At 43.4% G+C, this 14,498-nt stretch carries 13 protein-coding genes and 1 tRNA gene; all 14 read right to left on the reverse strand.

Translation table 11 applies throughout. The features are described 5' to 3' along the window. Positions 1-4 precede the first annotated feature (4 nt). Positions 5-1,438, reverse strand: a complete 1,434-nt coding sequence (locus GN112_RS00495) for a flippase (RefSeq protein ID WP_231717212.1) — start codon at positions 1,436-1,438, stop codon at positions 5-7. Positions 1,439-1,446: 8 nt separating this feature from the next. Further along, positions 1,447-2,859, reverse strand: a complete 1,413-nt coding sequence (locus GN112_RS00500; protein WP_155308419.1) for a B12-binding domain-containing radical SAM protein — start codon at positions 2,857-2,859, stop codon at positions 1,447-1,449. Further along, entirely contained in the window at positions 2,856-4,256 is a 1,401-nt protein-coding gene (locus GN112_RS00505) for a B12-binding domain-containing radical SAM protein (RefSeq protein ID WP_155308420.1), read from the reverse strand. The genes GN112_RS00500 and GN112_RS00505 overlap by 4 nt, the downstream gene beginning before the upstream one ends. Beyond that, the gene (locus GN112_RS00510; RefSeq protein WP_155308421.1) at positions 4,247-5,347 is read right to left on the reverse strand and encodes an NAD-dependent epimerase/dehydratase family protein; all 1,101 of its coding nucleotides are present in this window, start codon (positions 5,345-5,347) and stop codon (positions 4,247-4,249) included. The genes GN112_RS00505 and GN112_RS00510 overlap by 10 nt, the downstream gene beginning before the upstream one ends. Before the next feature lie 45 nt (positions 5,348-5,392). Further along, positions 5,393-6,334, reverse strand: a complete 942-nt coding sequence (locus GN112_RS00515; protein WP_155308422.1) for an NAD-dependent epimerase/dehydratase family protein — start codon at positions 6,332-6,334, stop codon at positions 5,393-5,395. 2 nt (positions 6,335-6,336) lie between these two features. Next, complete coding sequence (locus GN112_RS00520; protein WP_155308423.1) at positions 6,337-7,053, reverse strand: nucleotidyltransferase family protein; 717 nt, start codon at positions 7,051-7,053, stop codon at positions 6,337-6,339. Then, a complete protein-coding gene (locus GN112_RS00525) occupies positions 7,054-8,049 on the reverse strand; it encodes a GHMP family kinase ATP-binding protein (protein WP_162458714.1) in 996 nt (331 codons plus the stop codon). A 180-nt stretch (positions 8,050-8,229) separates the two neighbouring features. Beyond that, the gene (locus GN112_RS00530) at positions 8,230-8,937 is read right to left on the reverse strand and encodes a class I SAM-dependent methyltransferase (protein ID WP_155308425.1); all 708 of its coding nucleotides are present in this window, start codon (positions 8,935-8,937) and stop codon (positions 8,230-8,232) included. 115 nt (positions 8,938-9,052) lie between these two features. Beyond that, entirely contained in the window at positions 9,053-10,174 is a 1,122-nt protein-coding gene (locus GN112_RS00535) for a bifunctional glycosyltransferase family 2/GtrA family protein (protein WP_155308426.1), read from the reverse strand. 138 nt (positions 10,175-10,312) lie between these two features. Next, positions 10,313-10,450, reverse strand: coding sequence for an NAD-dependent epimerase/dehydratase family protein (locus GN112_RS34765; RefSeq protein ID WP_155308427.1), 138 nt, complete (start codon positions 10,448-10,450; stop codon positions 10,313-10,315). Continuing rightward, on the reverse strand, positions 10,447-12,024 hold the full coding sequence (locus GN112_RS00545; RefSeq protein WP_155308428.1) for an ArnT family glycosyltransferase: 1,578 nt from the start codon (positions 12,022-12,024) through the stop codon (positions 10,447-10,449). Before GN112_RS00545 ends, GN112_RS34765 begins: the two co-directional genes overlap by 4 nt. Then, positions 11,987-12,349, reverse strand: a complete 363-nt coding sequence (locus GN112_RS00550) for a hypothetical protein (RefSeq protein ID WP_155308429.1) — start codon at positions 12,347-12,349, stop codon at positions 11,987-11,989. The genes GN112_RS00545 and GN112_RS00550 overlap by 38 nt, the downstream gene beginning before the upstream one ends. A 63-nt stretch (positions 12,350-12,412) precedes the next feature. Then, positions 12,413-13,693 (reverse strand): hypothetical protein, encoded by a 1,281-nt coding sequence (locus GN112_RS00555; RefSeq protein ID WP_155308430.1) that lies wholly within the window; start codon positions 13,691-13,693, stop codon positions 12,413-12,415. Positions 13,694-14,406: 713 nt separating this feature from the next. After that, positions 14,407-14,493 (reverse strand) — tRNA-Leu (locus GN112_RS00560). Positions 14,494-14,498 lie beyond the last annotated feature (5 nt).

A 14,498-nucleotide genomic window follows, 5' to 3' on the forward strand; every position in this document is an offset into this window, starting at 1 on the left:
GTTGCTAAATATTTTGGCCTATCAGGGAACGGACAAATGTCAGATCACTTCTTTTGATTCCCCCCACAAAGAAAAGGCCGATTGTAAAAAAAAGAACACCGGCGAGAAGGTTTACCAACAGGGATGATAAATTCATCCAGTTAAGGGAAACTACCATAAATGCAGATGCTGCGACTGGCCGTAAAGATTCCTTGATAAAGAAAACCACATTAATGTAGTCGCGATTGTAGACCAGATGAAAAATAATACCGATGACCTCACTCGTAAGTGTTGTCGCGGATGCCCCCAAAGCACCGAACCGTGGGATCACAATTAAATTCATGATAATATTGGTAACCAATACGATGATTGTGATTATCAAGTTAATATGTTGTCGTCCAGTTGCCGAAAAAAGAGTGGCGGATGCACAGCAAAAGGCAGTGACCGGCAATGAACTCAGCAAGACTTGAAAGATAAGGACTGAATCATTCAATTCATTTGAAAACAATAAAATGTAAACTGAATCCGCATTGACCATTAATACGCTGGAAAGAAGAAGTGAAACCGTCATCACATATTTTAGAATATGCCGGTTAAGATCAATTAATACTTTTTTATCGTAGTGAAAGGATGATAAAATCGGAAAAAGAACGCTTCCAAGGATATTTGGTATGATGAGAAGTCCTTCTAGAATACGATAAGAAGCGTGATAGCGTGTAACCTCGTCGGTTGATTGTATCAAAGATATCATCACCGTATCTACGCGATAATAGACAGTAGCAAAAATGGTCGCCAAAGTAAACGGAAGGGCCTGATGGATTATAGGCGTCAGTTCATTTTTTCTTATTTGAAAGGCGGCGATTAAATTTTTTCGGTAGGTGTAGAAGACACTGGCCACACCAACAATTATATCAAAAATTACAATTACAATTGCACAGTGGAATACGCCAAGGCCTACACGTATGGTAGTTATCAGGGTTATTACGCGGCAGACCATTCCAGCAAAAGAAATAACGGCAAGAAAATCGGTTTTTTCGTAGGCCTTGATAACTTGCTCGAATGTGCTTGTAAAATTAACGATAGTTATTCCGATTGTTAAAATTATGATCAGTTGGAAGATATCTTTTGGGTAGTCAAGTATCGATGCGAATATTAAGATAAATAGAATTGAAAAAAGTGAAGAAAAGGTTTTCAGAAGTAGGGCGTTGCCTGTGTAAAGACCCGCTTTTGATCTGTCTTTGGCAATTTCCCTGATAATAAGCATGTCTATGCCGAGAGAAAATAAAAAGGTGAACATTGCGGTGAACGATTGGGCTGTGAAAAGGACACCGCTCTCCTCGGGTCCGAGTTCTTTGACAATATAGGTTATGAAATAAAGATAGAGGAGTTTTCCACCAATGTTTGAAATTAATAGAAAGAAAAAATTTTTTATATTTTTTTTAATACGTTCAAGATGCATCAATTTATTTAAAATGCATTCTTAATGCGTTTGACGATGGCATTGAAAATTCTTCGCCGTTTGATTGCTCGTTGGGCCAGGTTGTAAATGATTTGAACCTCTTCTGCTTTAAACTCTGGAGTGGAAATGTTTGCCTGGTACAATTTCAATTCCCTTAAATCAATGTCAGCATGCACATATCCGTTCTTTTTGCATATGTCCCACAATTTTGTTCCAGGGTAGGGGGTCAGTATCGACAAGTATCTTTGACTGAAAGGCAATGTGAACATATATTTGATCGTGCGATGCATCTGGTCGGTGGTTTCTCCGGGAGCACCAATTACAAAAAGGCCACCTGTCTCGAGGCCTATCTTCTTGGCATAGCGAACCAATTTTTCGACCTTTTTTAATTTTAAAGGCTTTTTTAGCAGTTTTGAGAGAACTTCCTGGTCACCGGATTCAACAGCCAGAACGACAGAGAAACACCCGCTGTCCCTCATTTTATCGAGTACCTGCGTATCCAGAGACCAAAGGGCAACACCGTTGGGTGTCGACCAAGATATGTCCAATTGGTTTTCAATTAATAAGTCAAAAATTGCTATCGCTCTGTTTTTATCGTAAGTCAAGTTGTCGTCTTCGAAGGCAATTTCATTTATATTATAGTGGCTTTTCAGATGCTTGATTTCCGCGATAACGTTTTCGGGAGAGCGCGTGCGATAACTTTTCCCCCATACAGAATGAATCGAGCAAAAAATACAGTTTGCCGGACATCCCCGCGAAGTGATCACGGAGCAATAGGGGGATCCTTTGGAGAGCCCCCTGTGTTTCGTGTAGCGGCAATACTTGTCTATCGGTAACAAGTCGTGTGCTGGAAAGGGAATCTGGTCAAGGTCTTTGATAAACGATGTTTTGGGAGTGCATTTGACCTCGCCATTGGCGTCACGCCAGCAAAGGCCATCAAGGGTATTTCGCGGCGTATTGTTGGCGATACTGGAAAGCAATTTACCAAAACTTTCCTCACCCTCACCGACAATCACAAAATCCACGTTTTTGTCTTGCATGACCGTAAGTTTGTTATAGGAGGCGTGTGCCCCCCCCATTACGGTAATGATACCCATACTCACTTTTTTTGCTAACGCGCACATGCGATGCGCGTTATGGTACTGGTCCGAAAACATGCTGGACACCCCAACGACATCGGGGGCGAAGTCTCGAATCTGTGACAAAATATCATTGTCACGCAAACCCACAGTCATCTGCTCGTTATCGTGGAAAAGCCTGTTGTCGATTCCTTCAATAACCGCATCACATATGCGGACATCGTAGCGATCCCTTAAGACCGCTGCTATATAGGCCAATCCAAGTGGTGGATTTGCATCAATAATTCCTGTATGTTTCTTAAGCGTGTGAGGTGGATTGATGAGAAGTATGCGTTTGATCATTTTCTTATTTTGGTTAAAATTTTAAGGAATAATTTGGTCGATTTATTCAGGACCGTATTCAGCAATGTACTTTTCAATCGTTGAGAACATGCCAGGCTGGCATATTTATGCATTAACTTCAATTGGAAAGGTCGCAAGGTGTCATTTCTCATGACGACATTCAAACCATCGGTGTGTTGCCAATTTTTTTTTGTAATGTACTTGTTTTTCACGGCCCATTGGTGGAATCGTGTGCCCGGGTAAGGTGTGGCAAATGTAAATTGGAGCCGATCCGGGTTTAATTTTTTGGCAAAAGCGACATTTTGCATAAACGTTGGGATCGTTTCTCCAGGAAGTCCGATGATAAAAAAACAAAAAGTGGCTATTTTATTTTGTGCGCAGGTCCGAACGATTTTCAATATATGATCCGGATGAACGGGTTTGCGCTTAACCTTGGCCAAGATTGTGTTGTTTACGTGTTCAATTCCAAGGTTTATGCCGATGCATCCGGCTTGCGCCATTTTGGGGATAAGGTCTTCCGATAGGGTGTCCGGTCTTGTTTCACAACGCCACAAGAACTTCAATTGACTGTTTATGATCAAGTCGCAAAGCCTCAGGATTCTTTCTTGATCAAGCGTAAACTCAGGATCACGGAAAAGTAAGCTTCGCATTTCATGTGTTTTGATCAGATATTCGATCTCAGAAAAAATGTTTTCCGGCGTTCGAGCTCGCCAGCGATGGCCTTGCGCGAGGGGATACGGGCAATAGTTGCAATTGAAAGGGCACCCTCTTGACGTCTGGATGGTCAGTACCGGTCGTGTGTCGCCGAGATCCGGAATAAAATAATTCTGGTAGGGAAAAAATTCCCAGGCCGGAAATGGCAGGGCATCGAGATCCCCAACCAAAGCTTTATTGGGGTTTTTTATAATGGTTTCATTTTTTTTGTAGTAGATTCCATCCACTTGATCGACCGGTTGCACCGCAAGGCAAGGAAGGATAACTTCGGCTTCGCCGGTAACCAGTATATCGATTGCATTATACCGGATCAAATCGTCGGCAAAGATACTGCATACAGCGCCGAAAAAAATGATTGTTGCCTCGGGCATTATCTCTTTCAAGTGAGCCGATACCTTCAAATCCCAAGCAAACGTCGGCATTGAGGTTCTGAGGGCTATAAATGCAGGAGGCCTGGAGCTACCTACTTTTTTCAGGAAATCACCGAGGCCTAAATCCTCTCCTAAACAATCGATCGCACGAAATGGTACCTGATTGTGTTTAAGGCATGCCGCGGCATAAACCATGTCAATGGGGGGAATTCTGGTTTTTGCATCCGGGCCGTACAGTTGACCCAGGCCTCCCATTACATCTTTGTTTGCTACGTACCCAGGGGGATTTGGAGGATTGATGATTAGAAACATTTGGCCTTGTTTATCAAACGTTTAATGTTTTTAATGAACGGGTATAAAAGCAATAACATCGGTCCATTGCAATAACTCATGAGGTTTTCTGGAAATGAGACCGGCGTGATCGCTCCCATGTCGGATAAACGCGATATCTCGTAGTCGATGCCATTGATTATTTTAATGGTTGGGTTAAAACCAAAATCGTTTTTTGCTTTTTGATTGGAATAGACCCATCCACCATGTTCCGGCGATAATTGTGTCCAATAATCGAGCAGGCCTAGCGTCCTGATTCTCTTTTTTTCCCAGGCGGACGAAATTACACGCTTTCTTTTTTCCCACACATCTGAAAGTTTGGTTTTATTTGCAATAAGATTGAACCATTGGCCAATGGCTGCGTAGTCATCGCCTGCAATAAAATAAATTGAAGAGGATGGGAACTCAGCACATTGAATCATCGCCTTGGTTAAATCTTGCAGATGAACCGGTTGTATATATTTATCCCGGGACAAATCTGAGTAACGCAGAAAAAGGGATCTGTTGAGAAGTGCATATAAGATTTGTGGTACGATGACATATACATTGGCGATTCTAAGAATTTTAACGTTCAGTTGGTGGAAATAATTTTTTTGGAGAAGATTCTCCGCAAGAAGCTTGGATTCGCCATACGGATTTAACGGATGGCAGTCGGTTTCCTCCGAACTGAAGAAATGTTTTTCGAGCAGCGGGCCGACAGCCTCAACACTGCTGGCAAAAATGAAGTTTTTCGCATTCCACCATAAAGAAGCGCGAGCGACGTTATCCGTCCCTTCGACATTGACGTTAAAAGTCGCCTTTCGATTCTCTTTACGAAAATCGACGGCTGCTGCAAGATGATAAACCGTGTCAAAAGAGATGGTTATCGACTTTAACGAAGATAAATCAGAGATCGATCCTTTTAGCGGTTTTATGCCGCAATGCGACAGCTCACGAGAAGCTCGTGAGTGGGCATCCCGCGTTAGCACATATACATCTTTTCCATTGCGTAACAAGGTGTTGGCCAATGCATGGCCGACATAACCCGTGCCGCCGGTTATGAGTATCTTTTGAGGCATAGTAGCAGTAGCCAAATAGGAACGGCGGTTCCTACACCCATGGGATAGTTGTTAAAATCATCATACGTTTGCAAATTGATTGGGTTGCAGTATCCGGTAAGCCTTTAGCAGCTCTGTGATCCCATCATCCAGGCTGTATCTCGGCGACCAGCCCAGCAACTCAATTTTTTCATTGCTGACCAGATAATCACGTTTATCAGGATCTTCCCCAATGGGTGCGGCGTGGATGTACAACCCGGGTACATGCTTTTTTATTTTTTCGCATAATTGTCGTTTGGTGAGATTGGCGCTGCTCAATCCGACGTTGAATGCCTCACCTTTCATCCGTTCGTAGTGCTGCATGCCAAACAGAAATGTATTGGCAACATCACGAATATGAATGTAATTTCTCCGGAAATGCTCTTCGAAAAGCACGATCGATCTGTCTTTGAAGGCACGGTAGGTAAAGTCATTTACCAGAAGATCCATCCGCATCCGTGGGCTGACCCCAAATACGGTCGCCAGTCTGAAAGAGATTGAATTGTTACGGCTTAACAGTGCTTTCTCAATAGCAACTTTTATTTTCCCATATTCAGAAATTGGGTTCAACGGCGATTCTTCGGTGCATAGCGTATCCTTCTCCCCAATGCCATATCCGCTGTTGGTTGTCGGAAAGAGGATTCGTTGCGAAGGGGACAGCATCCCAAGCATCATCAACGGTGCGTCGTAATTGACCATTTTTGTCAGGGATGGATTCAGTTTGCACGCTGGCGCACCGACAATCGCTGCAAGCGGGATAATCGTATCAAATTTGGGAAGCAAGGGTTTCATTAAACGCTCATCGCATATGTTTCCCTTGATGAAATCGAAATCGGGATTCTCGCAACAATCTAAAAGCGAATACTGGTTGAACATCAGAGTGTCTAAAACAGTGACCGCGTAACCCTTGTTCAAAAGAAGTGGTACCAAAATGGAACCGATATAGCCTGCTCCACCGGTAATGAGGATTGGTTCTTTTTTCAATTCTATACACCCTCCAGATAGGTATCTGCAATTTGATATGTTTCAGGAATACCGATGTCAATGAATTTCCCTGTTGAAACAAATCCGTATAAACGTTCTTTTACCAGTTCCGGCAAGATATCCATTTCCAGAGACAATACGGTTTCCTTCGGTATTGCGTCGAAAACGGATGCGTTGATAAGATACATACCCGCATTGATAAGCCCTTTGCTGGCACCGATGTCTTGTCGTTTTTCAGAAAAAGACAGGATCCTGTTGGTTTCATCCATTACAACACTGCCATATCGGTCGGCATGTTGCACTTCCTTCAAGACCATGGAAAGTGAAGCCCTGTTCTTTTGATAAGACTGGATCAGTTCCGAAATATTCACCTCAATGTAGCTATCCCCATTTAAAACAAGCACACTTTGCGAGGTTGTCAAAGCCAGTGCTTTTTTGATAGCGCCGCCTGTCCCAAGCAGCTTGTCCTCTTTTGAAAACATGATGGTAAAACCGCAATTGGTCCTTTTTCCGTATTGCTTCTCTATCCACTCGCCTTTGTATCCTATAGCAATGACGACGTTTTTAATAAAACCCGAAGTCCGCAGTTGGTTGAGCAGAATATCGAGGAATGGTTTCCCTCCCACCGGTGCAAGCGGCTTGGGAAGGACTGGGACAACCGCTCTCAGACGCGTTCCCAATCCCCCGGCTAAAATGATGGCATCGTGTGTTGGTTTCATTTACTGAGTCAGATATATTATTTTGGAGCCTTCGGTTTCAAAATGGAAATGCACTTCCATCATATGATTCAATGCCTTGCGAACGGTTGCCTGCTTTCCTTCAGGCACGAGCAGAAAAAGAAACCCGCCGCCGCCGGCCCCACCCAGTTTGCCACCGTAAGCACCCGCTTGAAGTGCCTGTTCATAAGCAGCATCGATGGTTGCATTGGTTATTTTTTTAGAAAGATTTTTTTTCAGCTGCCAGCCCTCGTTGAGCATTTCGCCCAGACGCCGAATCATTAATTCCGGCGTTTCATCAGAGATAATGTGCTCAGCATCATAAACCATCTGGTGCATCTGGCTGAGATAACCGTCCAGGTGGCGTTCTTTGGTATTCGATATCTGTTCTTGTGCAATTTTACTGGCATACCGCGTCAGTCCGGTATAAAAGACCATTAAAGATGCGTTCAGCAGACGATATTTCTCTTTTGATATGACCACTGGCCTTACGGTGGTTCCGTATCGGTTGAATTCGATAATGTTGAGACCGCCGTGGGCCGCGTGAATCTGATCCTGGCAGCCGACATGCTCTTTTATCATTTGCTGTTCGATGTAGATTGCCTCTTCTGCCAATCTTTTTTTTGATACGGCTTTCCCTTCCAAGGCATAAAGGGCATTCAATAAACCGACTGTAAATGAAGATGACGAACCGAGGCCTGTCTTGGCCGGAAGGTCGGCAAAAATATGGATATCCAAGTTCCCGGATATTTTTTTGAATCGCAAAGTCTCTCGAACGCTTGGATGGACGATATTATCTATTTTATTGACGAGTTCTGATTTGGAATAGCCGACGCGGATGTTGTATTCGAAAAAATCACTCAGGACATTGACGCTCACATAAATATGTTTGTCGATCGTTACGCCCAATACCGCGCCGTCTTTTCTTTCAAAATATTCGCGGTAATCTGTTCCACCGCCAAAAAAACTGAGCCTTACTGGGGTTTTGGAGATAATCACGATAAAATTCCAATTTAAGTTATTGGGTTCGTACAATCAGTGCTGCAGCGTCATTAGCAAGCTCAAGAACTGGTGCTAAGCACTAAAGATTATAAAAACTTAACCAGCACTTACTGAGTTTTTTGCTTCTTTCTGAGCTTCTCCTATTTTTCTTTAATGAGAACTTATGGGTAAAGCCTATCATTTCTGAATGATAAAAAGAATATTTTTCCCAATTGGGGGGGCTATGGCTTTTTCAAAAATACGGGTAATTGGTATGATATGTTTATCATAATAATTAACATTTCTGCTGTTCAGTGTTTGTTTTAAAAGGACAAAAAAAAGGAGCCACGGGATGATACCTGCTAAGTCGAAGTACTTGGCTTTTATTGATTTAAAACCTATTTTTTCTGATAGCATGATCAAATCCTTTTTCAGGTATCTCCTGAAATGACCGACTTGTCTATCAAAATTGCAGAACAGAAACGGCAAGGCAGGAACAAAAATCAATGCGTGGCCACCGGGTTTCAATGCTTCATGAATCTGCGCAAGCTCCTTCTCATCATTCTCAATATGTTCCAATACATTGACATATATCAAAGTATCTAAAGCACAAGTAAATTGTTGGTGTTGACCCTTGAGTGTATTATGGATGGTGCAGACTTTGCTGTCGTGCAAAAATCGCCTGAAAAGCAAAGGGTACATATTATCCGAAGGTTCGAATGCGGTTAATCGTTCTGCATACTCCCTCAGCAATGCCGATATATTGCCACTACCAGCACCCACTTCGGCAACATGGCCTCGGATATAAGGCTTGAATTCATCGATGATCCAATGATGATAATTTTCTGCCGAACCCATGGCTTCCAAGTCTCTACCAAAATATTGCCGATAGGGCTTACTGCTCATATACTTACCTTTATCAAGAGAGGATCGTGTTTATTCGCTTGCTTCAAATAACGAATAAATTCATCATTCGATACCATCGAAAATCGAATGTTATGCAGTACGATGATTATATATCCTAAGGACGCCATGGACCACTGCGTTTTTCCGGAAATACCAAATATCTTCGGCCCAAAAAGTTCAGCACGAAGGCCGCGGCAATTGATGTCATTTTGGATATGCTTGGTGGTAACCCCATGACTATTAGTTTTTGGGTCATATAAAAATCGAACCAACCGATGCAAATGACTACCAGCGAATAGGTCAACCATTCCAGTGGGGCGCTCCATTTCGCCTGGTGTTTGAACAAGATCAGAATACACAACAGATAATTGAAGACTGCAGCGATAACGAATGCGACCACAATCGATGTCGATGAGCCGAGGCCGGAATGAAACAAGGCCAGAAATGAGAACAAATTCAAGATGGCTGCCGATGCACCAATGAACAGATAGATCAGGAGTTGCATTGGTATCGGTGCTTTGTGGGCATTATACTTGAGTATGCAGTACAATGCCCGGAGACCGTCTTTGACACCGATTTTCTTACCTTCCGCGTAGGTCCGGCCGGCATACGTGATACCCATTTCAAAGATGCGCACGCGCATCTGTGCGACTTTGGCAATTATTTCCGGTTCAAAGCCGAAGCGGTTTTCTTTCAAATCAACGGATTGGATAATCTGGCGTCTGAACACTTTGTAGCAGGTTTCCATGTCGGTCAGGTTAAGATCCGTGAACATATTCGACAGCAATGTCAGGAGACGATTGCCGACTGAATGCCAGAAATACAACACCCTGTGGGCGCCGGACGATAGGAACCGGGAGCCGATGACCACATCTGCCTGATCATTGATCAATGGAACCAACAGATTTTTTATTTCCATGGGGTCATACTCAAGATCAGCGTCCTGTACGGCAACAAAATCTCCCGTCGCCTGTTTGAAGCCTGTTCTTAGCGCAGCACCTTTGCCTTTGTTCACGTTGTGGGTCAGAACGACGATTTCCCGGTACTGTTTTTCAAGACCCTTGGCGATGGGAAGACTTTCGTCCCGGGAGGCATCATCAACGATGATAATTTCCACGGATAGCCACGCTTCCCTTATATTCAGCACCCGATAAACACACGACGCGAGCGTGGCCGCTTCATTGAAACAGGGGATGATCAACGATAGCTTGACCAGTTCGGGGTTAGAGGTATTCACGTCCAATACACTCCTGTTTTTTAAATCAGAACGGGAAACGTGTCATCAGAAACGGTACGCGGATCGTTTTAGCAGTGGGGACGCATTCCATGATTCATCCTGACTGTGAGATGACATCATCAAAATAATCAATGTTTTTTACCAGCCCCTCTTTTTCCCAGTATAAAGGTTGTCGACGCACAGAACGTCTTTGCCCCCACGAATCAATTTGTGGCAGAGGTGTGAGCCGATAAATCCCGCGCCTCCAGTTACAACAGCCTTTTTTTGATCGATCATCGATGCTTCTTTATCGCAAGTGGCGCATTGCGCATCCAAGCCAATTTTTTTCTCATCATGGTTGCTGTCAAGGAAACGCTCAACCAGGCGAGCACATAGGTAAACGGGCGAATTGGAATCGAGTAGCGTGGAAATGGCGCTGCAGCGATGTGGACCAGAATGAAATAGAAATAAGTTAGGGATATCAGCCGCCCGGCAAAGCGTTGTTGGACTGTCATGGTAAACATGCGATCGGGAAGCCAAACAAGAACCGTTCCCGCCAGGCTTAAAACCACCACGATGGGATGAATGACACGCATCAGGCTGTAGATGCGCATAAACAGCCATGATGATTCATAGGGAGAATGGTTTACTGGATAAATGAATGTGCCGACACCCTGAATCATTTCCCATCGGAACAGGTACAATGGCTTGGAGAGGTACCAGACCAAATGTGTCAGCGGTTGTGTGTAAAATCGATGGGCAATCGTCACCAACACACTGGATAATGAGCTTGAGATTTCCTGGCTATGCGGATCAAAGCGATAGGGGAAACCGAAGGTACTGGCCTGCCCATTGTACATGAAGTGAGGATACATGCCATGTTGAAGCGTGTTGATGGTGATTGCTGGATCTGAAAGATATCCCAGGGACACCAGGTTGCGAAACAGCCATATCGAAAATATGCATAGAAACGATGCGGCAATGAATAATATGCTGATTCTTTTAGCTTTCGGGCTTTCGCGGTCCAATAAAACAAATCCGATGAAGAAAAGAAAGTAGTATTGAATCGTCGGTTTGATCAAGGTCGCAACCGCCAGTAGCATGCCTGAGGCGATCCATAAATACCGGTTTTCATATCGCCTGGACAATATCAATGCACCCATGGTCAGCACGAGTACAAAGGTAAAAAACGTTTCGGTCAACAGGTAAATATTGAGATTGATGAGATGCGGACTGATTGCGGTAAGCGCTGCGGCGATCGCAGCGCCGAGGACACTTAGCAGGGTGCGGCCGAGCATGTAGACGACGGCGATGGTTATGGTGCTTAGGATTGCTTGAAAATAAAAAACGTTGACGGCAAACTGATCCAGATTTTTCGAACCGGTGAAGAGGGAAAGAAAGAGCGGGTAACCAGGTGCGCGCAGCGCATTGGGAGAAGGGGGGATGCGTTTATCGATCAGTCCATTGAAATCGAGTGAATAGACTTTGTATTCGCTGAAATTATAGGCATAAGCGGTATATTGACGAGCATCTTCCAGAAAAGGGGTATCGATTTGTACCCCGGATACCATTGCCAAACGAAGATAGAAGCCTAATAGAAGGATGGCGGCGACGACTATATATTCCATGTTGCGTTGATTTGGTTTGTTTGTACCATCAACCGATTGCGTTGAACGGTGATCTTGGCGGAATCGCATTCTTTCTCCAATATAGCAAGGCCATGCGCAAAACAGGCCAATGTGAGCATCAATTTGTTTTGCGGAGCCCATGCCGTCGAACGATATAGGGAGCAAAATATTGTGCGTCCCGTGCATCGGCTTCAGGAGCGATCTCTTACCCGTTTGGCGTGCAGATTGATAAAGAATACGCATATTGTATACCAATATGCACACTATATTGTTTATTAACCGCTCGGTTGAAAATAGAAAAGGGTTCAGGAAGATGCATTTTTCCTGAACCCTTATTTTTAGATAGTGCCGAGGGTGGGACTTGAACCCGCACGATTGTATTTAACTCGTTGATATTATTATGTACAAAAAATTCATGGCCAACATCTGGCCAACCAAATGGCTTTTTGAGCCACCTTGAAAGGCTTTTGGTTTTTGTGTGGATGGCAAACATCATTCTCCATTCGCTTTCATGTTTTTTGGCAGTGTCAATAATTTGCCGCCCTGCATTTGCGCCTGGATATAGCATCGAGCTGCCTGGTTGCTTTTATGGATCGTGCCGGCGTCCATGATCTCCCGATCGCTAACATACTTAATAATTAGGTCCATATTTAACCACCATCCAAATAGATTGGAGCATCGTAAGAATGCCAGTGGAGCATAAAAGTTGTTGCCGCCCCACTTCATTCAATTTCGTTTCAAGATGTGAAGTCCACAATCCGATGATTACGATACCCATCACCGCTGGTGATATAGCCAGTCGGTCAACACAGTAGCCAACCATAGAGAAAAATATTAGAAATATAATAGCAATAACAGCAGAACAGACAAAGACATTACTTTTTAAAACTTTTTTAAGTAATGAATGATATGACCAGGAAAACCATGTCAATAGTAGAATTACAGGAACTATCGGGATCAGGTGACGCAGTGCTGATAAAATGAAAAATTGCAGGTTACTTATCAGTGAACTCGCTAACCATAGCCAACCTTTGTCAAACACGTCCAGCATCCACACAATTTGATTCCAACGATAAACTTCATAGGAATAGAATTCACCGGTGATCAAGGTAACAATTCCCCACCAGATTATGTTAGGGGCTATTAATATAGCAAATAGGATTAACAGGTCAAACAATGCTATAATAGCGCTGGTGTCTTTGATACTGATATAGCGGTAAAGCCTAGCCAACAAAATTGCCGCACCGACTACAATACTGCTACCGTAAGCTAGTACGCCCAAACCCGATAATAAAGCAGAATAAACATATGTTTGACGCGAAATATTTGTAATACGCAGTTTAAGTAAAGCGTAAAGAGCCAACAAAGGCACCAGTAGATTAAGCATCTGAGTATGTGGGGAAAGAAAGAATGCCTTGGTAATGTCGTTAGCAATTAAAAAGGTACCTATAATTAAAGAGGTGGGAGTACTATTGATATTATTTGGGAGGACCACTATCTTAAAATATAACCAATAAGCCCAAATTAGAATTAATAAGTTAAGTAAAATGTATGCAATATAAGTATGCAACAATTGGTTAAATAACTTGGACGCTCTAGGCAATGATCTAAAAACAACTACCTCTAATAGCTTACTTAAAGGATGAGCGATAAGGGGTAATAGTGGGCGAGATTGTATTACTGAATTATGTGCAAACACTGTTCGTGTGTCAGCAGCACCAACCATATAGAAGTATGAATCGCAATTCAAGCTAACACCAAAATACGAAGAAAATTGTATATTTTCTAACCATAAGTGATTTTGATCGATGCTTTGCTGAGATACCCGTGGACCAACCGCAAGACCGCAAAAATAAATGAGCGATCCTGAAATTACCAATATTAATAGTATAGTGGGGCGAACAGGTCTCATAAAATGTAATCTAAGAAGTAGCAACGTTATCAAAGAGCGAACCATTTATAAGCATTTGCTTGGTGGTCTGTTATGCCCATAATCTGGGAAAAAAACATATCCTGTTAATATCTTTGAGAAAGGTGATAATTTTTTCCAAAAAGCCTGGTATGCGAGACGATCACCATCCCCAAGCCTTGCAGCAAAATTTAGGCCACTAATTCAGGTATTAATAATATTCGGCTGGAGTTGTCTGGCGAAGAATGCACCACCTCGTATTGGGCTTCTATCGCGGCATGAGGCGAGGGGAGATCCTGCAACTCGAATGGACCCGACATGTGGAGATGAAGAATCGATTGAATTGATCACGTTGACCTCAAATATCACCAAGGACTCAGAGGTCCGAACAATCCCCATGCCCGGTCCGGTCCATTCTTATAAAAGAGCGTCATCAGAAATCTATCGTATCGGATCCACACGTTTTTTTTCATAGTACCAGGCAAATGTTCGACAGGTGCAACCGAGTCGATGCAGATGATTTGAAAGACGCCATGGTCAACACCATACGTTACCTATATGAAAATGTTGCCCAAAGCCGAATCTTGATACAGAAATTTTTCCAAGAGCCACCGGCACACCACATAAATCCGGCGTTTTCACCCACTAATCTCCACAAAACCGCAAAAAAAAGGGGTTTGCAGATTTAATTCTCTGTAAACCCTTTTTTTTATTGATGGTGCCGAGGGCGGGACTTGAACCCGCACGACCGTTGGCCACTACCCCCTCAAGATAGCGTGTCTACCAGATTCCACCACCTCGGCAAATT

The sequence above is a fragment of the Desulfosarcina ovata subsp. ovata genome (genome assembly GCF_009689005.1).
In the GTDB taxonomy this organism is placed as follows: domain Bacteria; phylum Desulfobacterota; class Desulfobacteria; order Desulfobacterales; family Desulfosarcinaceae; genus Desulfosarcina; species Desulfosarcina ovata.